This window comes from Nocardia aobensis NBRC 100429 (assembly GCF_000308375.1).
GTDB classification, from domain to species: Bacteria; Actinomycetota; Actinomycetes; order Mycobacteriales; family Mycobacteriaceae; genus Nocardia; species Nocardia aobensis.
In genome coordinates this window covers 1-19,529 of record NZ_BAFQ01000006.1, presented here as the reverse complement: position 1 = coordinate 19,529, position 19,529 = coordinate 1, and the positions used below count along the sequence as shown (strand labels likewise).

The window sequence follows — 19,529 nt, the reverse complement described above, 5'->3', positions numbered from 1 at the left end:
GTGTTCGGGGCCGAGAAACAGCGGTGGCGGCTCGGCATCGAGGCCAGACCACGATCGCTGCGACAGCGCTCACCCTTGTGCGCGTTTGGCTTTCGCGGCTGCGCGGCGCTCCATCTCCTCGCGTTCCAGGACCTTCGCCTGCTCCAATGTCGGTGCGGTGCCGCCCAAACGGGCCGGGACCCAGCGGGCGCCCGGGGGCATGTCGTAGTCCCGTTGCGCGGCGTCGAGCAGTTTCTCCATGTTGGAGCGCAGGGTGGCGGTGAGGTCGTCGGCGTGGTCGACGGGGGCTATGGGGTCGCCTACCTGGATGTGGATCGGGAAGTTGTGGCGGCCCAGTTGTTTCGGGATGTCTTTGGTCCAGACGCGTTGGGCGCCCCAGATCGTCATGGGGACGATGGGGACGGCGGCTTCGATCGCCATGCGGGCGGCGCCGGATTTGAATTCCTTCAGTTCGAAGCTGCGGCTGATGGTGGCTTCGGGGTAGACGACGACGATTTCGCCGTCGCGCAGGGCGGTGACGGCGCGGGCGTAGGACTCGGCGCCGGCGGTGCGGTCGACGCCGATCGCCTTGCACTGCTTCATGAGCCAGCCGACGATGCCGTGTTCGAGTTCGGCCTTCATCATGTAGCGGACGTTGCGGCCCGATTCGCGGCCGACCAGTCCGACCTGCATGAAGTCCAGGTAAGCCGTGTGATTCACGGCCAGGACCGCACCGCCGGTGCGCGGGATGTGCTCGCCGCCGACGATATCGATCTTCAGGCCCTGTGCCCAGAAGATGGTGCGGACCAATCCGGTGAGGACGTCGAAAACGGGTTCTCGCGTCATCGGTGACACTCCTGGTACTGCCGGGCCGACCCTGCCGTCAGGAGTCGGCATCTCCCGTTTCGGCGGCGCGACGTGCCGCGCGCGCCTCCGCTTTCGCCTTGGCCTCGGCCGCGTCCATCGCGTCGGCTTCCTCCAGTGTCGGTGCGCCGCCGCCCAGGCGGGCCGGAACCCAGTATGCGCCGGGCTCGTGTGTGTAGTCCTTCTGCAGGCCGAGCAGCATGTCCCGCATGGTCGCGCGCACGGTCTCGGTGAGTTCGGCGACCGCCTTCTCGTCCGCCTCCGCGGGCGGGAAGATGGGTTTGCCGACGGCGATCGAAATGGGGGTGTTGGTGCGGCCCAGGCGTTTCGGATGCCCCTTGGTCCAGACCCGCTGCGCACCCCAGATCGTCATCGGGATGATCGGGACCCCGGCCTCGACGGCCATCCGCGCGGCACCCGATTTGAATTCCTTGATCTCGAAGCTGCGGCTGATGGTCGCCTCGGGATACACCCCGACCAGTTCGCCGCGGCGCAGATAGTCGACGGCCGCCTTGTAGGAGTCCGCGCCGGCCCCACGGTCGACCGGGATGTGCCGCAGCACGCGCATGATCGGCCCGGAGATCGCGTTGTCGAAGACTTCCTTCTTCGCCATGAACCGGATGTAGCGCTTCGGCGTCCGCGCGGGCAGGCCCGCGTAGGTGAAGTCCATATAGCCGGTGTGGTTGATCGCGATGACCGCGCCGCCCCGCGCGGGGATGTTCTCCGCCCCCGTGACGTCGAATTTCAGTCCCTGTACGAAGAAGACGGTCCGGGCCAGGCCGATGATCGTCCGGTATACGGGTTCCACAATTCCGCTAGCGTAGTCGCTGTCACATTTTCGCTACCGACCGCCGCACAGAAAACGAGGTTCAGCGCAGTGGAAAGCCCCAATCCAGCATCGCGTGCAGGCGGCCGGAAACCACGAGGGGGTATGGGCGCAGCGCTGCATACCGGACGGGCGGCGCGACGCGGCAGACGGCTCTCGGCGGTGCGGGCAGGCGGTCTGGCGATCGTGGTCGCGGGCATCCTCGCCGGCTGTGATTCGCAGGTCGGCATCGATGGCACCGACTATCACGAGTCCGAGAATTCCTCCGCGGCAACGCAATCCGCCGCTCCGTCGTCCTCGCGGATCGCCGCTCCCGCTCCGGCAGCGCCCGAATCCGCGGTAGCGGTGGCCCTCGTGACGGCCGATCCGCAGGCCACCGCGGCCATGACCCGCTGGGTGACCGATCTGCGGCAACTCACTCCGGCGGACATGGAAGCCAAGTGCTGGACGATGGCTCCCCGCAACGTCGAGACGATGTACTCCGACAAATCGGCCATCGAGTCGGCGCTGGCCCAGCCCGGCAGTGACGACGGGACCGCTCTGGTGTGGAAGTCGGCGAGCGGAGCCGCCGACGCGGTGACCGTTGTCGCCGAGCGAACCGATATCGCCACCGGATATGCCTGCCCACGGGTCTACCCCGCCGGCACCGAGATCGGTTTCGGCACCGGCAACGAGGCCCAGACCGCCGACGCGCGCCACATCGTCCGGCGCTATCTGTCCCGCCAGACCGGACATCCGATCGATGCGGCCGACCAGGAAAACACCCATCCGCTGTTGTGCACCGCCGCCACCGCGTGGGATCCGAACGGCACCGGGCGCACATCGCGCCCGCCGCTGGCCACCAATGCGGCCAAGCTCACCACGCCGACCGCCTTCGCCGATCAGTCGCTCAGTTCCACCGCTCTGAACAGCACCTACCTGTCCATATCCGCGACGGTCACGGCCGGCGGCAGCCAGCAGGAACGGACATACACCGTGAAAGCGACCGACAACGGATACTGCATCGGCGACGTTTCGGCCTGATGTGCGGGAGCGGGCCCGCCTCGTTGCGATAGCCCGCGGGTAACCGCTAGATGACAGTGGGCGCGAAGACGATACGCCTACCGCTAGACCAGTTCGGGGACGCGCAGATGCGCGAGGGCGACCTCGAAATCGCCGACTTCGAGCACGTCGACACCGGCTCGGCGGGTTCCCTCGCGGCGCAGGGTGGCGAGTTGTTCGCGATTGCGTTCGACCGCGTCGGCGCTCTCGAAGGTCTCGCACGCGACACCGCGCCCGTCCGCCCGATCGACCAGCAGACTCGTGCTGCAGAACCCCGACAGCTGTTCCAGTTGCGACGCCACCATGGACTTGTAGGTCTCGATCGCGTGGTCGAACCGGCTCGGATCGTCGGACTTGGCCCACGTGAGCTGGGCACACGCGCCTTCGGGCAGGCGATGGTCGCGGTGCATGGCCGCGACCTCCCACTGCTCGACCCGCGCCGAATCGGCACCGAGCAGCTGGACGGCGCGATCACGCAGCGAACGCACCCGATCGGCGCTCTCGCGCATCATCTCCTCCGATTCCCAGGACGTCGTCGCGATGCAACGACCGGACTTCCGGTCGACCAGCAACGACATCCCGACACAGCCGGGCATGTTCTGCAGGGCCGGCATCACCTCGTCGCGCATATGCGCGATTCCGGTATCGATCGCGGAGGTCTTCGCTTGGATAGTCGTAGAACGTGCGTACACGGTCCACTTCCTCTGTACTCGGGGCAGCGCCCCGGTGGCGCCACCGTGCACCTCTACACTGCGCCGCTCCGACGGCCAAAGCAATAGCTCGGAAATAACCGGCATCGGGGCCGTCAAAAGCGCCCCTCAGGCTGCGGAAGCCCGTTCAACCGCTACCCTGGGTGGCTGGTAGCCGGTTCAGGAGGGACTTCTTCGTGCAGATCACCAGCGTCGGACATGCCGGATTCCACATCCGCACCGCGGCCGGGACGATCCTCTGTGATCCGTGGGTGAATCCGGCCTATTTCGCGTCGTGGGTCCCGTTCCCGGACAACACCGCGCTGGACTGGGACGAGCTGGGCAACTGCGATTTCCTCTACGTCTCGCACCTGCATCGCGACCACTTCGACGCGAAGAATCTGCTCGACCACGTGAACAAGGACGCCACCGTCCTGCTGCCGGACTATCCGGTGCCGGATCTGCAGCGCGAGCTGGAGAAGCTGGGCTTCCACACATTCTTCGAAACCCAGGACTCGGTCAAGCACACGATCACCGGCCGGGACGGGCACGAACTGGACATCATGATCATCGCGCTGCGCGCGCCGGCCGACGGGCCGATCGGTGATTCGGGCCTGGTCGTCTCCGATCGCGAGACCGTGTGTTTCAACATGAACGACGCCCGGCCGGTGGATATGGACGTCCTGCACGAGCAGTTCGGACATATCGACATCCACCTGCTGCAGTATTCGGGCGCCATCTGGTACCCGATGGTCTACGACATCCCGAGCAAGACCAAAGACAACTTCGGCAAGCAGAAGCGCCGGCGCGGAATGGACCGCGCACGCAGCTATATCGAGCAGGTCGGCGCCACCTGGGTGGTGCCCTCGGCCGGACCGCCGGTGTTCCTCGACGACGAACTGCGCTACCTCAACGACGACGGCGAGAACCGCTACTCCGCCGACAACGGCAATATCTTCCCGGACCAGATGGTGTTCCTCGAGCAGATGCGCATCCACGGCAATCCCGGTGGGGTGCTGATGATTCCGGGTTCGGTCGCGGATGTGCGCGGTAAGGAACTGGATCTGACCCATCCGTTCGATCCGGCCGAGATCTACGACGACAAGGCCGGCTACATCGAGCGGATGGCGCAGCGCATGGCGCCGGTGCTGGAACGCGAGAAGGCTTCCTGGGCAACCGAAGACGGTACGCCGCTGCTTCCCCAGCTCAAGGAGCTGTTCGAACCGATCATGGCGCAGAGCGATCTGATCTGCGACGGGATCGGCTATCCGGTCGGGCTGGTCATGGGCGACGAAACCGTGGTGCTCGACTTCCCGAAGCGGCTGGTGCGCGGGCCGATCGAGGGAGAAGGCAAGTACCGCTACGGGTTCCGCATCGCCCCGCAATTGGTACGCACCGTGCTGCGCGACAACGAACCCGACTGGGTGAACACCATCTTCCTGTCCACCCGCTTCCAGGCGTGGCGGATCGGCGGCTACAACGAATTCCTCTACACCTTCTTCAAATGCCTCACCGACGAGCGCATCGCCTATGCCGACGGCTGGTTCGCCGAGGCGCACGACGATTCCGCCTCGACCGAGCTCGCCGGCTGGGAAGTGCAGCGCCGCTGCCCGCACCTGAAGGCCGATCTGTCGAAATTCGGTGTGGTGGAGGGCAATACGCTCACCTGCAATCTGCACGGCTGGCAGTGGGATCTGGAGACCGGGCGCTGCAAGACGTCCAAGGGGCACGAACTTCGTTCGCGCAAGGTGTGAACGGGGGCGAACTAATCGTGCAAACTCGGGCCGAATGAGCGGATTCCCGCGCAGAAAGCTCAGGTTTGCACGAATAGTTCACCGCCCTCAGCCGGGCGCCAACCGGCTGAGCGACTCCCAGGCTTTATACCCTTCGGAGCGCGCCGCATAGAGTTCGGCGACCTGATCGAAGGAATTGCCGCCCACGATCAGACGTCGCGGCGGATTCTCGAGTTCGACCAGTTTCATGATCACCGGCGCGGCCGAACTCGGCGCCGGCCCGGATTCGTCGCCCCACATGCGTGCCAGTTCTTCGCGCAGTGGCTCGTACTGCGGCAGGGCCTCGGTCGCGGTCGTTCCCGCGGTGAACAGGCCGGTGTCGTAGCCGCCCATCTCCAGATTGGTGACCTTGATACCGAAGGGTTCGGCCTCCATCGCCAGCGCTTCGGACAGCGACGCCAGTGCCGCCTTCCCGGCTCCGTAGTAGCCGACGGCGGCCATACCGCCGGCGGTTCCCATCGAGGTGACCTGCAGGATGCGGCCGTGCCCCTGTGCGCGCAGCTGCGGCAGTACGGCCTGGACGACCCACACCGCGCCGAAGAAGTTCACATCCAGATGCGCGCGAATCTGGTCCTCGGTCGCCTCCTCGACCATGCCGTAGAGCATGCCGCCCGCGTTGTTCACCACGACGTCGAGCTCCCCGACGAGCGCGACGGCCCGCTCGACGACCTCGAATACGGCCCGGCGATCCGACACGTCCAGGCCGAGCGGAATCAGCCGATCCGGATATGTGGCGGCCAGATCCCGTAGCGGTTCGACATCGCGGGCCGTCGCGACCACTCGATCACCGGCGTGCAAGGCGGCTTCGGTGAACGCACGCCCCAGCCCACGGGAAGCGCCGGTGATGAACCAGGTCTTACCGGTGGCCATATCCCACATCCTCTCTTTATGAGACGGTCCGTCTCGTCTCGACACAGTGTCCTGATCGCGCCGCGAATTGTCAAGACGACCCGTCTCGTCTCGCTGAAGATGCTATGGTCGACCGCGTGTCCGATACCGCGAAATCCGAACCGGCCGGCTCCCGGCGCAGCGAGAAGTCGCGGCAGGCGATTCTGACGGCCACCCGGGACCTGCTCTCCGAGGTCGGATATCGGAAGGTCTCGATCGAGGCGATCGCCTCGCGCGCGGGCGTCGGTAAGCAGACGATCTATCGCTGGTGGCCGTCCAAGGGGGCGGTGATCTTCGAATCGTTCCTGGACCTGAGTGACGACGACGGGGAGGGCATCTCGCTGCCGGACACCGGGGATATCGAGGCGGATCTGAAGCTGGTGATGCGGGCGACGGTCGCGGAATTCGCGGATGCGGAATTCGAGAAACCGGTGCGGGCGCTCAACACCGAGATCATCAACGATCCGGTGCTGGCCACGCAGTACGACCGGCAGTTGCGACGTCCCGTCGACGACGCCAAGAAGGCGCGATTACGCAGCGCGCAGGCGGCCGGGCAGGTGCGCGCGGATGCCGACCTCGACCTGATGCTCGAAATGCTGTACGCGCCGGTGTATCAGCGATGGCTGCTGCGATACGGGCCGCTCGACGACGCGTATGCCGATGCGCTGGTGGAGCACACGCTGCGCGCCTTCCGGCCCTGAACCACGAAAGCCGTTCGCGCGAACGCTGTTTCGCGGGCAGTCGTCGTCAGGCCTGCTCGGTGGTGCGGCCCTGCGCGAGGACGCCGATGGCGGCGGCGAGCAGCGTCAATACGCAGCCGGCGATGGTCAGCGCCGACAGGCGGGTGCCCGTCGGCGCGACGACATCCAGTACCACCGAGCCGATGAGCTGGCCGGACACCGAGGTCAGGCCGAACAGGAGCACCCCGATCCAGCGCACGATCAGCGCCGCCACGGCGATGAAGAAGACCCCGATCGCACCGCCGAGGTAGAGCCACGGTTCGGTGGGAAAGGCGGTGGGCCGGCCGATCCGCGCGAGCTGCGCCGCCTCGACCACCAGCAGGCCCGCGGTCCCGGTCGCGAAATTGATCGTGGTGGCCGGCACCGGCCCGCCGACGGTCGCCAGCCGTCCGTTGACCGCCTGCTGCCACGCCAAACCGAGTCCCGCCAGGGCGGGCAGCGCGATCAGTAGATAGGCCGCGCCCCCGCCGGAACCGGATTCGCCGCCGGAGCGCCCCAGGGCGGCCACACCGACCGCAGCGACCGCGAGGGCCGCCGCACCGAGCCGCACCGGCGTCACCGGCGTGATTCCGGCCGGGCTCACACCCAGACGGTCCACGACGAGACCGCTGGTCAACTGGCCGGCGACCACCGCGATCGTGAAGGCGGTGACGCCGATCGTGGCCACGGACAACCCTTGACAGGCTACGAAGAACGCGCCGCACAACCCACCCAGCAGATGCCACCATCGCAGCCGGCCGGCGCGCACGGAATGGCGTATCGCGGCCAGACCGGTGCGCATCCGCCCGCTGAAACCGCTGACGATGAGCAGCAGGATCAGACCGGAGCCGAAACTGATGACCGCCGCGGCGATTCCGTCGTTGAGCCGATCGCCGAGATCACCGTTGATTCGCGCCTGGACCGCCACACCGGCGCCGCAGCACAGGCCCAGCAGCACACCGATCCAGCGCCGCACGTCGGTCCGTTCACGCGCTGCGGTCATATCCGCCACGGTAGTGGTTCCGACCGGGCCGATGCCGCACCCCTGATCGGGTCAGCTCCGGCGGATCGAGCCCTCGGGATCGAATCCGTTGTTGTCCAACGGAACCCAGCCCTTGGCGGCGAGCTCCCGATCGGTCGTGCCGGCGCCGACCAGCCCGCGGGTGGAGTTCATATCGCTGATCAGCTCGGAGACCGGATGCGAATCGCTGTAGTGGTAGCCCTGCGCGAGCGCGAAGCCCAGTTCGGTCAGCACGGCCGCCTGATATTCGGTTTCCACACCCTCGGCGATCACCTGGAGATCCAGCGACTTGCTCAGCGCCGCAATCACTCCCAGTAGCGGCGGGGCGGGCGAATCGGACCGGATCGCGGCGACGAACGACTGGTCGACCTTGAGAATGTCGCTGGGGATGGTGGCCAATCGGCTCAGCGAGGAGTAGCCGGTGCCGAAATCGTCGATGGCGATCCGAACGCCGCTGTCGCGCAATTGGTGCAGATTCGCGATGGCGGTCTGGGATTCGGCGGCCAATTCGCTCTCGGTGACCTCCAGGACGAGCTGGTCGGCCGGCCAGCCGGTATCGGCGAGGATGCCGGAGACCCGGTCGGCATAGTTGCTCTCGGCCAATTCGAGGCCGCTGACGTTCACGTTCAGGGTCAGATCGAGCTGGGCGAAGGTCTGTTGCAGCCGGGCCGCATCGGCACACGCGCGCCGCAGAACCAGCTCGTCGAGGTCGGAGATCAGGTCGTATTCCTCGGCGACCCGGATCAGCCCCTCGGTGGTCACGTCGGGCTGGGCGTTGGACGACCAGCGCAGCAGCGCCTCCACGCCGACCGCTTGGGCGCCGTCCTCACCGAGGCTCACGATGGGCTGGTAGTGCACGTCCAGCGCACCGGTGTCGATGGCCTCGCGCAGTTCGACCGCCAGCGGCAGCTGCCGCGACGACTCCAGCACCGTGCGGTTACGCCCGGCCTGCTTGGCTCGGTACAGACCCACGTCGGCGCGACTGACCAGCAGCGATCCGGATTCGCCGGGCTGCCAGGAGGTGACGCCGGCCGAACATCCCGTGGTGACCGCGGCACGCAGCTGTTCGGTCAGCAGGATCGCGGCCTGTTCGGTGGTGTTGGGCAACAACAGCGCGAACGCGTCGCCGCCGTATCGGGCCAGCACCTGATCCGGGCCCAGCAGTTTCGACCAGGCGTCGCCGACGCGCTGCAACACGGCATCGCCGGCGCGGTGACCGAGATGATCGTTGATCTTCTGGAACCGGTCCAGGTCGACCAGGACCAGCGCCAGGCCCTGCCCGGTCCGCCCGGCATGTCCGATGGCGCTGTTGAGCGCGCGATCGAAACCGCGGCGGTTCAGCAAGCCGGTGAGTGTGTCGATATCGGCGTCCGAGGCCATCCGGGTGAGGATGCCGACCACGATGCCGACGCCGACCGTGATACCGGCCGGGATGATGCCCGACCACCAGGGCAGACCCCGGGACGGCACCACCCACAGACAGAGCACGACCGCGAAGCCCACGTGCGCCCCGGCCAGCCGCCAGGCGAAGAAGATCGCGGCATCGGCGGCGACGAAGACGTAGAAGGCGGCGAGCGTGATCGCGCCGACGGTGTTCGGGAACCAGTGCACGGCGATGGTGACCAGCACCGTCGCCACCGCGACATATCCGTGGTGCACCCAGTGCGGCTGGCGCGGGCCCCAGATCAGCAGGCTCACGCCGAGCAACAGCGCGACCGCGGCGGCCGAGCCGACCAGCGGGCGGTTGCCCTCGTCTCCCGGTGCGATGGCAGTGATCAGCAGGCCCAGGACCCCACCCATGACGTAGAACGCCCCGGTGGTCCGAGCCATGACCATTGCCGTCGCCAGCGCCGATGCCGCCCGAACCTGCGTGCGGGTATCGCCGCGAGACCCGAGTCCTCGCACGCCGTCCAGCCTAGACAACGCGGTGCATAGCAGTAGTGACAACCGCCGGATTCGAGGCCGAAGTCACCGCGCCCCGGCCGCGATCATCACCGCGACAGGGCCGCAACCGTCAGCGCGGCGGCTCGAGCACCTCGCGGCCCACGAACGGAACCAGCGCGGCGGGCACCCGGACCGAGCCGTCGGCCTGCTGGTGATTTTCCAGCAACGCGACGATCCACCGAGTGGTCGCGAGGGTGCCGTTGAGGGTCGCGGCGATCTGCGGCTTGCCGTTCTCGTCCCGATAGCGCACCGACAGGCGGCGGGCCTGGAAGGTGGTGCAGTTCGAGGTCGAGGTGAGTTCGCGATAGGTCTGCTGGGTCGGCACCCAGGCCTCGCAGTCGAATTTGCGGGCGGCCGAGCTGCCGAGATCGCCACCGGCCACATCGATGACCCGGTACGGGACCTCGATCGCGGCGAGCATCTCCTTCTCCCAGTCCAGCAGGCGGCGGTGTTCGGCGTCGGCGTCCTCGGGACGGCAGTAGACGAACATCTCGACCTTGTCGAACTGGTGCACGCGGATGATGCCGCGGGTGTCCTTGCCGTAGCTGCCGGCCTCGCGACGGAAGCACGACGACCAGCCGGCATAGCGCTTCGGACCGTCGCTCAGATCGAGGATCTCGCCCGAGTGGTAGCCGGCCAGCGGGACCTCCGAGGTGCCGACCAGGTACAGATCGTCGTCGTCGAGGTGGTAGACCTCGGCCGAGTGCTGCCCCAAAAAGCCCGTTCCGGCCATGATCTCCGGACGCACGAGTACCGGCGGGATCATCATGGTGAAGCCGTTGGCGACCGCCCGCTGGGCGGCCAGCTGCAGCAGACCGAGTTGCAGCAGGGCGCCGTAGCCGGTCAGGAAATAGAACCGGGCGCCCGAGACCTTGGCGCCGCGTTCCATATCGATCAGTCCGAGCGCCTCGCCCAGGTCGAGATGATCGCGCGGGGAAAAGTCGAATTCGGTGGGAGCGCCCACGGTTTCGAGCAGAACGAAATCGTCCTCGCCGCCCGCGGGTGCGCCCTGCTGCACGACGTTCGAGATCGCGCGGTGGGCGCTGTCGAGTTCGGCGTCGGCGGCGTTCTCGGCGGCCTCGGCCTCCTTCACCTTCGCCGACAACTCCTGCGCGTGGGCCAGCAGCGTCGCGCGCTCGTCCGGGGACGCCTTACCGACCTTCTTACCCAGCGCCTTCTGCTCGGCGCGCAGGTTGTCCGCCGTCGCGACCGCGGCGCGGCGGGCCGCATCCGCCTCGAGCAGGGCATCCACCAGCGCCGGGTCCTCACCGCGGGCACGCTGCGAGGCACGGACCGCTTCGGGATTCTCGCGCAGGAATCGGAGGTCGATCATGGGCAATCAGCCTAGTGGGAGGTGTCCACCGCATTTTCTGTGGATCCGGTGAAATCCGAACCGATCGTGGCAGGCCCCGCACGGCGCCTGCCATGATGGACGGCGATGTCCTCCGACGATGGGGCGCCAGCGGCGCCGGAACCGGGAAACGAAGAATCCGACATGCCTCGCCGCAGGCGTGCCGGGGCGAACCGTCGCCGCCCGTTGCCGGGCGCCGGGAAACGCTTCGGTCAGGACGGCAAGGCGCTGCATCCGCATCGGCTGCGGTGGGGATTGCTCGCGGTCGCCGTCGGTGCCGTGGTGGCGGCGCTGGTGACGCTGTCCATCTCGGGGTTTCGCAGTTCACACGGGCTGGAGGTGCACGATCCCGGTTCGGGCAAGGCGCCCGCCGGCCGCGCCGACGCCGCCTTCGGCTCCGCCAAATCGGGTGACTGCCTCACCTGGACCAGCGCCAAAACCCTGGATCTGACCAAGGTCAACTGCGCCGACAAACATCTGTTCGAGGTGACCGCCGATATCGACCTGAGCAAATATCCGGGCCGCGAATTCGGGCCGGGCTCGGCCTTCCCCGATTCGCTGCGCTTCGGCGAACTGCGCGACGAACACTGCGCCTCGGCCGCGGCCGCCTACCTCGGTGGCCGGCTCGACCCGCGGGGGCGGTTCGTGGTCGGCATGGTCAACCCGGGAGAACCGGGCTGGCGCAACGGCGACCGGACCATCCGGTGCGGATTGCAGTTGGTGAGCGCCACGGGTAGCGCGACGCAGCAGACCGTGGGCCGGGTGCGCGACAGCGACCAGTCCCGCGTCTTCGATCCGGGCACCTGCATCGGCATCAATCAGAATCTGCCGACCAACGAACCGGTCCCCTGCGGTCAGCCGCACGCCTACGAGGTGATGTCGACGGTGGATCTCGGCACCCACTTCAACAGCGGCCCGCCGGCGAACGCCGATCAGGACAAGTTCATGCAGGACGAATGCGCCCGTGCCGCAGGCGATTACCTCGGCGGTCAGGACGCGCTGATCAACAAGACGCTGACCATCTTCTGGGACAACCTCGACGCCCGCAGCTGGCTGGTCGGCAGTCACAAGCTGAATTGCCTGGTGGGCAAGGGGTCTCAGGACGGGTTCGCGACGATCACCGGATCCGCGAAGGGCGATGTGCTGATCGACGGCCAGGCCCCGGTGCCGCCGCCGAGTTCCGGACGTTCCACCCCGGCGCCGCTGCCGGGCGCGGCGCCCGCGCCGATTCCACCGCAGCGCTGACACCATGCCGGTGTCGATGTCGGAGAGCCGGTTCGAGGAACTGGTCGGCGATGCGCTGGATACGATTCCGCCCGCACTCGCCGGGGCGATCGAGAACGTGGTGGTGCTGATCGAGGCGCGCAATCCCGAGGATCCGCATCTGCTCGGGCTGTATCACGGCATCGCGCTGACCGACCGGGTGGACAGTCAGTACGGCGGCGCGCTACCGGACACCATCACCATCTACCGCGACACGATTCTGGAAATGTGCGACGACGAACGGCAGGTCGTCGAGGAAGTGGCCATCACGGTGATCCATGAGATAGCTCACTATTTCGGGATCGACGAAGAACGGCTGCATCAGCTCGGTTGGGGCTAGTCTTTACGCGCGTAGCGGGTAAAGTCGAATCGATTCGTGACTCGAGGGAACCGAACCGGGGGCCGTCGCGTCCAATCATCTCGTAGGGGGAATTCTCGTGGTTCCACCGACGGGTCTGCCGGATCCTCTGTGCCGGAACAGCACTGGGCTCGGGCAGCCTCGACACTTGCACAGCCGCCACAAGAAGGAGTTCGAGTCATGGTTGGTTTGCTCGGTGTACAGCCCGAAGTCGTGCTCGCGGCCTCGGCGGAACTCGATCTGCTCGCCGAACGTCTCACTGCTGCCGCCGCTTTGAGCGGTCCGGCCACCCACGTCGTCCCCGCCGGCGCCGAAGAGGTGTCCGTCGCCGCGGCAACCCATCTGAACGAGGGCGCGCTCAGCCACGACCGCGCGGCCGCGCAGGCCATTCTCGAACTGCACCACGCGGCCGCGATCCTGCGTCAGCAGCTGGCCTCGTACATCGCCGAGGACGCGATCAACGCGGCCGGTACCGCCGCGATTCAGTTCTGACCGGCGCGATCCTTCACCACACCATTCGTTCAGGGGAGAGACAATGACTGCAGGGATCACCGGAATCTATTGGCTGCCCCGGCTCGCCGAGGGCAATTCGAGTCTGCTGACCGCGGGTCCGCACGCCGTTCCGGCCGCTGCCGCGGCCACGGCATGGGGTGGTCTCACGGCGGCGTGGGTCGACGCGACCGCCACCGTCACCCGGGTCATGGCCGAACTGGGTGTCGGCATGGTCGGTCTCAACGGTGCCGTCGCACTGACCAAACTCGCCGGCTTCACCGGCTGGGCCGAACAGCAGGGCATGCAGGCGGCTGCGATGGCGGCCAAGGCCTCCGCCCACGCCACCGCCAATACCGTCGCCACCCTTGCCATGCCGAGCCTGCCGGAGATCGCCGCGGTGGACGCCGCGCGCGTCGCGGCACATGCGCACGGCGGCGATCTGGACGGCAGTGCCGAGGTGGCGGAAGCCGCCAAGGCCGCCCTGGATGTACAGGCCGCACTGGTCATGGACACCTACGAATCCACCGTCGAGGCCATGACGGCGACTCCGGCCGAGTTCCTGACGCCGCCACCGATCGCGGCGGGCGCCGGGGTGGCCGACAGCGGCGCCGAGGCGGCTTCGCAGAACACCAGCGGCGACCCGGTGCAGACGGCCATCGGTGTGGCGCAGGCGCTCGCGACCGATCCGGGCGTGATCAGCGCCGCCACCCAGGCGGCCAATGTCGCCGGATCGGTGGCGACGACGGGTGTGTCCACGGTGGGCAATGTGGCCGGTACCGCGATCGCCGCGGCGACCAGCCATGCCGCGCCCGCCGCGAGCATGTCGCCGATGATGATGGGCGGCATGGGGGGTGTCGCCGCCGCCGGTGGCGCCGCGGCAGCCACGCGTGCCGTGTCCTTCGGGGGAAGCTCCGTCGGCATCGGCAACGGCGCCGGCACGCTGCAACTCCCCGAGGGCTGGGGTGCCGGCAACGTGATCGGCGCTCCGGCCGCGACCGCTCCGGTGGCGGAGACGGCACCCGTCGCGCAGATGGGCGCACCGGCTCCGGCCCGCGCGAACAACGCCGCCGGTAACCCGCTGCTGGGCCGCCAGGTCGACAGCGACGACGACGAGGGCGAGCACCAGGGCAACGACTACCTGCGGGGCGAGCACTTCGCCGACGGCCGGGTCATCGCACCCGGGGTCATCGGAGCAGACCCGGCCGCGGGAGCGCGCTAGGTGACCGTGCTCGGCGCCGGCCGCGGGCCGTCGATGCTCGAGTCCGTCGTGTTGTCGCTCGACGAGATGCAGTTTCTGCTCGAGAAACTGGAGATCGACGAGGTGCCTGTCGTACTGGATGCGAGGGGCCGCTACGACAATGTCGTCGACCACGACCGGGCGATGACCGCGGCCGCCGAATCGCTCACCGCGCGTGAGCTGCTCGTCGACGGAGTCGTGCAGCACGACCTCGAAGACCGGCTGCGCGGGCTGTACCGCCCGCACTGGGTGATCTCGATGCGCTGGTACGTCGGCGACCGAGTGAACCGATTCTGCCTCGCCAAGGGCGACGACCTCGATGTCGTCGCCCTGCGCGGGCCGAATTCCTACAGCATCGACGAGGCGGGACACGACCTACCGGGCACGATCATGGCGGCGCTGGGACCGGCGGAGGCGCTCGAGCTCAGCGGAATGAATGTTCTCACCGAGGAACTCAAGCCGATTCTCGGTGATGCCGGGGATGCCGCGACCACCGCGCGGCGCCTGGAGCGAGTGGGGCGGCCGCCCCGCGACGCGCAGGCGCTGGCCTCGGCGCTGGTCGAAATCCATTCGCACGCTTCGATCGTCGGCGTCGTGTACAACGACGCCAGTCGCGACATCTCCGACGGGATGATCGCGGTGTACAACACCCGCAACGGGCGATTCATCGGCGTCACCACCCGCTCCGACGACGAGGTCATGTGGACCTCGCTGGCCAGCGGGACACCGGGCCGATTGCGCACCGCGATCAAGGACCTCGTCGACAAGCTTCCGCTACGTGAGGATTTCAAGCCGGCGACCCCCGGAATCGGCTAACCCATCGGGTCGTCGGCCTTCGGTTCGACCTTGTATCCGAACGGCGGGGTGTAGCGGCCCCAGCGGACACAGGTCCAACCGCCGTCGGCGGTCGGCGCCAGCTCGATGGTCTCGGTGTTGTCCAGATGGTTGTTGGTCGTGAACGGCGGTGCGACGCCGGTGAGTTCGCGGGCCGCCAGTCGCATCGCGGCGCCGTGGCTGACCAGCAGCACATCGCGCGTTTCCGAGCCTGGAAGCAGGTAGTCGTCCCGAAGGTGTTCCAGCACAGGCAGATACCGCTCGAGGACCTCCTCGCCGGATTCGCCGCCGGGCAGTCGCGTATGCAGTTCACCCAGATGCCAGGAACGGTAGACCCGCTGGAATTCCCGATGCGCCGCGTCGGAATTCTGCCCCTCCAGTTCGCCGACCTGCACCTCGTACACACCGTCGGCCACCTCGGCCGCCACACCGGTCACCGACTCGATATGGCTCGCGGTCTGCTGGGCACGCAGCGCTACCGAGGAGTACAACCGCACCGGCGGCACCGCTAGCCGCGCGGCGAACGATTTCGCTTGCGCCACACCACGTTCGGTCAGCGGTAGACCCGGTACCCGGGTATCCAGAAGTTTCGCGACATTACCCTCGGTCTCGCCGTGACGGACCAGCACCAACCTGCCGGAACCGCGGACGGGATCGCGGTTCGCACCGGTTTCACTCATGAGGCGTCCACCCCCTTTTTCACATCGTCCAACCAGGCCGCCGCCGGCTCGTCGGCGGGCGGCGGCGATCCACTCGGTGAACTGGCCGGCCAGGAGCCCAGATAGCGGATCCGCCCGGCGGTCCGGTGCAGCGCCTTGAGGGCCTCGGCGACGGCGGTGTCGTCGATATGGCCGACACAGTCCAGATAGAAGCGATAGGTACCCATCCCGGTGCGCGTCGGCCGGGATTCGATGCGGGTCAGATCCACACCGCGCGTGGCGAATTCGGCGAACACCCGCATCAGCGAACCGGGTTCGTTCGCCAGTTCGAGTACCACCAGCGAGGTGCGGTCGGCGCCGGTGCGGGCGGGCGCCTCACGTGGCGGGGTGACCAGCACGAAACGGGTGATGGCCTGGTCGTGGTCGGCGACGCCGGTGGCCAGTTCGACGAGTTTCAGCCGCTGACCGGCCAGGGTGGTCGAGACCGCGGCGTCGGCGTGGCCGGCCACCACATCCTCGGCCGCGGCCGCGTTGGAGGCCGAGGTGTACAGCGTTGCCTGCGGCATCCGATCCGCCAGCCACAACCGCACCTGCGCGGCCGCGACGGGATAGGCCGCGACGGTGCGCACCCGCGACAGCTCCATTCCAGGTTTCGCCACGATCGTGAACGCCACGTCGAGTTCGGTTTCGGCGATGATCTGCAGCCGCGGGCCCACCGCGAGCGCGTCCAGGGTCGCCGAGATGGAACCTTCGACCGAGCTCTCGATCGGCACCACCGCGCCGTCGGCCGCACCGGACCGGATCATCTCGAGCGCCGCGCCCTGACTGGGTGCGGCGATCCGCTCGACCGGCTCGTCGAAGGCCCCGTCCGATTCGAGTCGGGCCAGGGCCATCTCGGTGAAAGTTCCCGACGGTCCGAAATAGGCGATACGCGGCACGGATACGACATTACTGGCAGTTGGCTGCGCGCTCGCCGTTTGTGCGTACCCAGCGGTAACAGCCCAGGTCGGGGCCGGGCCCGATCAGGAGGTCAGCACCCGCAGCGCCGCCGTCACCGACTCCATCTGTTCGGTCTCGACGGCCAGCAGTACCTCGCGCAGTGCCTGGACGGCCGGAGCGGACAGGCCACGCAGGAAATCGATATCGGGGCTGGTCAGTGCGGTCCGGATATTCTCGCCGCACAGCGCGGCCACGGTGGCCGCGACGATCGCCACCGCCCGCTTGCCCGAGGCGGTCGCGGCGACGAATCCGGTATCGGAATGTGCCACGCCGACCAGGAATTCGGCGATGCGCTCATCGGACAGGGTCAGGTCGAGCACCGGCGCCTGGGGATTCGCCGACGGCGGCCGGACCAGTCCGTCCACCAGATCGGACGGGCCCGTGCTGGGCACGCTCAACGACAGCAGAACGGGTTCGGAGGCGGGCGTCGAATCGTGCGGCACATTTCCACCGTAGCGAGCGCAATGCTTGCGTAACCACGGGCCGTGACTTAGCTTAGGTTTACCTAATTATCCGTCCGTATCCGTCCCGGGTTCGTCACTGGAGGTCTGTATGCGCCGCACGATCACGTCCGCCGCTCCATCCGCCGCGGAGCGGATCCGCAGTGCGTGCGCCCATGCCGAGAGTTCCGTCCTGGCCCTGCCCGGCACCGATCCGATTCCCACGACCGTGCACCACCTGCGCGCGTGCGGTGATGTGGTCGTCGCCGTCGCGCGCAACTCGGCGGCGGTCGCCGCCGCGGCGGCCGAGGTCGGTTCACCGGGTGTGCTGGAGCTGACCGACCACGCACCCTTGGCGTTACGCGAACCCGTGCGTGCGCTGGTCTGGTTGCGCGGGCGCGTGCGGGCGGTACCCGGACATGCCCAGCGCGCCTTGGCATCTCAGGTCGCGAGCGAATATCCGCATCCCGGCCTGCTCGATGTCGGCCATACCAGCACCCTGCTGCGAGTGGTGCTGGAATCGGCCGTCGTCGCCGACTCCGCCGGCGCCGAATCGGTCTGCCCGCACGATCTGCGCAGCGCCGACGCCGATCCGTTCTGGGAACTGGAGGCGGCCTGGTTGCAACATATGGACTCCGATCACGCCGATGTGATCGCCCGGCTGGCCCGCCATCTGCCGGTCCGGCTGCGCGGCGGCTCGGTGCGGCCGCTGGCCATCGACCGCTACGGCGTCACGCTGCGGGTCGAGGGCCCCGATACCGATCACGATGTGCGACTGCCCTTCCACGCGCCCGTGGACGACGTGCAGCAGTTGAGCCGCGCGGTGCGCATCCTCGCCGGCTGCCCGTTCTTCGATCGCATGCACGGCTCCGATCGCTCCGCCTGAGAGCACATCCGATACGGCCGGAACGCGGCATGCGGCGGACCACCCCTAGATTGTTCCTATGGTTCCGGCCGATCGTTTCGCAGCTGCCTGGCCCGATCCCGCTGCGGAGCGCGACCGGTTCGCGATCCGGGTAGAGATCGCGATCGTCCTGGTCGTCACCTTCGGGACGAGCGGGGCCGGTGCGGCACTGTCGCTGCTGGAAAGCGCGCTGGCACCGGGCGGAATCGGTGGTCAGCAGGTCGCGCTGAATCCCTCCCGGGCCGCGCAGTCGACGATCGATCTGCTGTTCCAGCTGTTGAGCGTCGCCCGCCTGATCGGATGGGGCGCGCTGGGACTGTATCTGTTGTGGCGCAGCGGAATCGGGCCGCGGCTGGTCGGGCTGGCGCGAATCCGGTGGCGTGGTGATGTGGTCCCCGGTGTCGTCCTCGCCGCGGTGATCGGACTGCCCGGACTGGGGCTGTACCTGGCCGCCCACGCGCTGGGCATGAGCGTGACGATCGTGCCCAGTTCACTGCACGACCATTGGTGGCGGTTGCCGGTGCTGGTGCTCTCGGCCGTGGCGAATGCCGTGGCCGAGGAGATCATCGTCGTCGGCTATCTGATCAGCCGGCTGCGCACGCTCGGCTGGTCGGAGAACCGATCACTGGCCGCGTCGGCGCTGCTGCGTGGCAGTTATCACCTCTATCAGGGGCTGGGCGGAGGCCTCGGCAACCTGGTGATGGGGGTGATCTTCGGCCGGTACTGGCAGCGGACCGGACGGCTGTGGCCGCTGATCCTGGCACACGCGACGATCGATTCGGTGGCCTACATCGGCTACACCGCCCTGCACGGCCACGTCTCCTGGCTGCCGTGAGATCGCGCCGACCTGCGGAAATCGGCCACGTTCAGCCCTCCGGACGCATTGTGCCGACCGGCACAACGCCCCGGTCAGTACCATCTCGGTGGTGAACGGCGACGACCCCCAGCAGTATCCGCGGACCCGCCGGGTGCCGCCGCCGGCGGGCCCGGACGGTCGACGCATGCCGCCGCCGGACCGGCACGGACACGATCCGCGCGTCCCGCCCGGTTCCGGGCGGCCGATGCCACCCGGCTCGGGCCGCCCGCCGCATTCGGGCCGTCCTCCCGGTTCGGGACGGCCGCAACCGGGATCGGGCCATCCGCCCGGACGTCCACCGATCGAACCGACCCAGGTCATTCGCCGCGACGGCAACAATCCGCCGCTGGCCTGGTCGCAGGCGCCGAGCAG

Annotated in this window: 20 protein-coding genes and 1 pseudogene; 11 read left to right on the top strand and 10 right to left on the bottom strand. The window is 68.0% G+C overall.

The annotated features are described in order from the left end of the window. Nucleotides 1-69 precede the first annotated feature (69 nt). Both RJ03_RS00500 and RJ03_RS00495 read right to left on the bottom strand, forming a co-directional pair. Complete coding sequence (locus RJ03_RS00500; protein ID WP_036497004.1) at nt 70-825, bottom strand: lysophospholipid acyltransferase family protein; 756 nt, start codon at nt 823-825, stop codon at nt 70-72. 37 nt (nt 826-862) lie between these two features. Then, on the bottom strand, nt 863-1,651 hold the full coding sequence (locus RJ03_RS00495) for a lysophospholipid acyltransferase family protein (protein ID WP_036497001.1): 789 nt from the start codon (nt 1,649-1,651) through the stop codon (nt 863-865). 123 nt (nt 1,652-1,774) lie between these two features. Between RJ03_RS00495 and RJ03_RS00490 the strand changes: the two genes are divergently transcribed. Then, nucleotides 1,775-2,692, top strand: coding sequence for a hypothetical protein (locus tag RJ03_RS00490; RefSeq protein WP_036497000.1), 918 nt, complete (start codon nt 1,775-1,777; stop codon nt 2,690-2,692). 83 nt (nt 2,693-2,775) lie between these two features. On the opposite strand, the gene RJ03_RS00485 is transcribed toward RJ03_RS00490, so the two are convergent. Further along, nucleotides 2,776-3,402, bottom strand: a complete 627-nt coding sequence (locus tag RJ03_RS00485; protein ID WP_036496999.1) for a hypothetical protein — start codon at nt 3,400-3,402, stop codon at nt 2,776-2,778. Nucleotides 3,403-3,596: 194 nt separating this feature from the next. Between RJ03_RS00485 and RJ03_RS00480 the strand changes: the two genes are divergently transcribed. Beyond that, entirely contained in the window at nt 3,597-5,153 is a 1,557-nt protein-coding gene (locus tag RJ03_RS00480) for a Rieske 2Fe-2S domain-containing protein (protein ID WP_036496997.1), read from the top strand. An 87-nt stretch (nt 5,154-5,240) separates the two neighbouring features. Here the strand turns inward: RJ03_RS00480 and RJ03_RS00475 are convergent, their stop codons facing one another. Then, entirely contained in the window at nt 5,241-6,062 is an 822-nt protein-coding gene (locus RJ03_RS00475) for an SDR family NAD(P)-dependent oxidoreductase (protein WP_036497080.1), read from the bottom strand. A 116-nt stretch (nt 6,063-6,178) separates the two neighbouring features. Here RJ03_RS00475 and RJ03_RS00470 point away from each other — a divergent pair, with 116 nt between their 5' ends. Continuing rightward, nucleotides 6,179-6,781, top strand: a complete 603-nt coding sequence (locus RJ03_RS00470; RefSeq protein ID WP_245552142.1) for a TetR/AcrR family transcriptional regulator — start codon at nt 6,179-6,181, stop codon at nt 6,779-6,781. A 46-nt stretch (nt 6,782-6,827) separates the two neighbouring features. On the opposite strand, the gene RJ03_RS00465 is transcribed toward RJ03_RS00470, so the two are convergent. From RJ03_RS00465 to serS, 3 genes are all read right to left on the bottom strand, one after another. Continuing rightward, nucleotides 6,828-7,802: a DMT family transporter gene (locus tag RJ03_RS00465; RefSeq protein ID WP_036496993.1), complete on the bottom strand. Its 975-nt coding sequence runs from the start codon at nt 7,800-7,802 to the stop codon at nt 6,828-6,830. Between the two features lie 51 nt (nt 7,803-7,853). Then, nucleotides 7,854-9,725 (bottom strand): putative bifunctional diguanylate cyclase/phosphodiesterase, encoded by a 1,872-nt coding sequence (locus RJ03_RS00460; RefSeq protein ID WP_245552140.1) that lies wholly within the window; start codon nt 9,723-9,725, stop codon nt 7,854-7,856. Nucleotides 9,726-9,834: 109 nt separating this feature from the next. Beyond that, nucleotides 9,835-11,097, bottom strand: coding sequence for a serine--tRNA ligase (serS, locus tag RJ03_RS00455; RefSeq protein ID WP_036496992.1), 1,263 nt, complete (start codon nt 11,095-11,097; stop codon nt 9,835-9,837). A gap of 105 nt (nt 11,098-11,202) precedes the next feature. Here serS and RJ03_RS00450 point away from each other — a divergent pair, with 105 nt between their 5' ends. The 5 genes from RJ03_RS00450 (at nt 11,203) to RJ03_RS00430 (ending at nt 15,281) form a co-directional block, all read left to right on the top strand. After that, nucleotides 11,203-12,360 carry a septum formation family protein gene (locus RJ03_RS00450; protein ID WP_371507109.1) on the top strand — a complete coding sequence of 386 codons (1,158 nt, stop codon included), beginning with the start codon at nt 11,203-11,205 and terminating at the stop codon, nt 12,358-12,360. Between the two features lie 4 nt (nt 12,361-12,364). Further along, a complete protein-coding gene (locus RJ03_RS00445) occupies nt 12,365-12,718 on the top strand; it encodes a metallopeptidase family protein (RefSeq protein WP_036496991.1) in 354 nt (117 codons plus the stop codon). Nucleotides 12,719-12,916: 198 nt separating this feature from the next. Further along, nucleotides 12,917-13,228: a PE family protein gene (locus RJ03_RS00440; protein WP_036496990.1), complete on the top strand. Its 312-nt coding sequence runs from the start codon at nt 12,917-12,919 to the stop codon at nt 13,226-13,228. Between the two features lie 43 nt (nt 13,229-13,271). After that, nucleotides 13,272-14,447: a PPE domain-containing protein gene (locus RJ03_RS00435; RefSeq protein WP_036496989.1), complete on the top strand. Its 1,176-nt coding sequence runs from the start codon at nt 13,272-13,274 to the stop codon at nt 14,445-14,447. Then, complete coding sequence (locus RJ03_RS00430; RefSeq protein WP_051024078.1) at nt 14,448-15,281, top strand: ESX secretion-associated protein EspG; 834 nt, start codon at nt 14,448-14,450, stop codon at nt 15,279-15,281. It begins immediately after the preceding gene. On the opposite strand, the gene RJ03_RS00425 is transcribed toward RJ03_RS00430, so the two are convergent. The 3 genes from RJ03_RS00425 to RJ03_RS00415 all read right to left on the bottom strand — a co-directional run bounded on the left by RJ03_RS00425 (nt 15,278) and on the right by RJ03_RS00415 (nt 17,400). Then, nucleotides 15,278-15,979 carry a histidine phosphatase family protein gene (locus RJ03_RS00425; RefSeq protein ID WP_051024077.1) on the bottom strand — a complete coding sequence of 234 codons (702 nt, stop codon included), beginning with the start codon at nt 15,977-15,979 and terminating at the stop codon, nt 15,278-15,280. The two genes, RJ03_RS00430 and RJ03_RS00425, sit on opposite strands and share 4 nt — an antisense overlap. Next, the gene (pheA, locus tag RJ03_RS00420) at nt 15,976-16,896 is read right to left on the bottom strand and encodes a prephenate dehydratase (RefSeq protein WP_036496988.1); all 921 of its coding nucleotides are present in this window, start codon (nt 16,894-16,896) and stop codon (nt 15,976-15,978) included. The genes RJ03_RS00425 and pheA overlap by 4 nt, the downstream gene beginning before the upstream one ends. Before the next feature lie 84 nt (nt 16,897-16,980). Then, nucleotides 16,981-17,400, bottom strand: coding sequence for a hypothetical protein (locus RJ03_RS00415; RefSeq protein WP_036496987.1), 420 nt, complete (start codon nt 17,398-17,400; stop codon nt 16,981-16,983). A 109-nt stretch (nt 17,401-17,509) separates the two neighbouring features. Here RJ03_RS00415 and RJ03_RS00410 point away from each other — a divergent pair, with 109 nt between their 5' ends. The 3 genes and pseudogenes from RJ03_RS00410 to RJ03_RS38030 form a co-directional block, all read left to right on the top strand. Continuing rightward, nucleotides 17,510-18,283: a DUF2470 domain-containing protein gene (locus RJ03_RS00410; protein ID WP_036496986.1), complete on the top strand. Its 774-nt coding sequence runs from the start codon at nt 17,510-17,512 to the stop codon at nt 18,281-18,283. A gap of 58 nt (nt 18,284-18,341) precedes the next feature. Then, nucleotides 18,342-19,136: a CPBP family intramembrane glutamic endopeptidase gene (locus RJ03_RS00405; RefSeq protein WP_036496985.1), complete on the top strand. Its 795-nt coding sequence runs from the start codon at nt 18,342-18,344 to the stop codon at nt 19,134-19,136. Between the two features lie 91 nt (nt 19,137-19,227). Then, a pseudogene (locus RJ03_RS38030) lies at nt 19,228-19,529 on the top strand (LCP family protein); the annotation flags it as partial.

Excerpts from the sequence above, each read along its gene's own strand:
- serS (WP_036496992.1), bottom strand. The coding sequence starts at position 11,097 with ATGATCGACCTCCGATTCCTGCGCGAGAATCCCGAAGCGGTCCGTGCC.
- RJ03_RS00425 (WP_051024077.1), bottom strand. The coding sequence starts at position 15,979 with ATGAGTGAAACCGGTGCGAACCGCGATCCCGTCCGCGGTTCCGGCAGG.
- RJ03_RS00435 (WP_036496989.1), top strand. The coding sequence starts at position 13,272 with ATGACTGCAGGGATCACCGGAATCTATTGGCTGCCCCGGCTCGCCGAG.
- RJ03_RS00405 (WP_036496985.1), top strand. The coding sequence starts at position 18,342 with ATGGTTCCGGCCGATCGTTTCGCAGCTGCCTGGCCCGATCCCGCTGCG.
- RJ03_RS00410 (WP_036496986.1), top strand. The coding sequence starts at position 17,510 with ATGCGCCGCACGATCACGTCCGCCGCTCCATCCGCCGCGGAGCGGATC.
- RJ03_RS00445 (WP_036496991.1), top strand. The coding sequence starts at position 12,365 with ATGCCGGTGTCGATGTCGGAGAGCCGGTTCGAGGAACTGGTCGGCGAT.
- RJ03_RS00500 (WP_036497004.1), bottom strand. The coding sequence starts at position 825 with ATGACGCGAGAACCCGTTTTCGACGTCCTCACCGGATTGGTCCGCACC.
- RJ03_RS00450 (WP_371507109.1), top strand. The coding sequence starts at position 11,203 with ATGTCCTCCGACGATGGGGCGCCAGCGGCGCCGGAACCGGGAAACGAA.
- RJ03_RS00475 (WP_036497080.1), bottom strand. The coding sequence starts at position 6,062 with ATGGCCACCGGTAAGACCTGGTTCATCACCGGCGCTTCCCGTGGGCTG.
- RJ03_RS00465 (WP_036496993.1), bottom strand. The coding sequence starts at position 7,802 with ATGACCGCAGCGCGTGAACGGACCGACGTGCGGCGCTGGATCGGTGTG.
- RJ03_RS00490 (WP_036497000.1), top strand. The coding sequence starts at position 1,775 with ATGGGCGCAGCGCTGCATACCGGACGGGCGGCGCGACGCGGCAGACGG.
- RJ03_RS00440 (WP_036496990.1), top strand. The coding sequence starts at position 12,917 with ATGGTTGGTTTGCTCGGTGTACAGCCCGAAGTCGTGCTCGCGGCCTCG.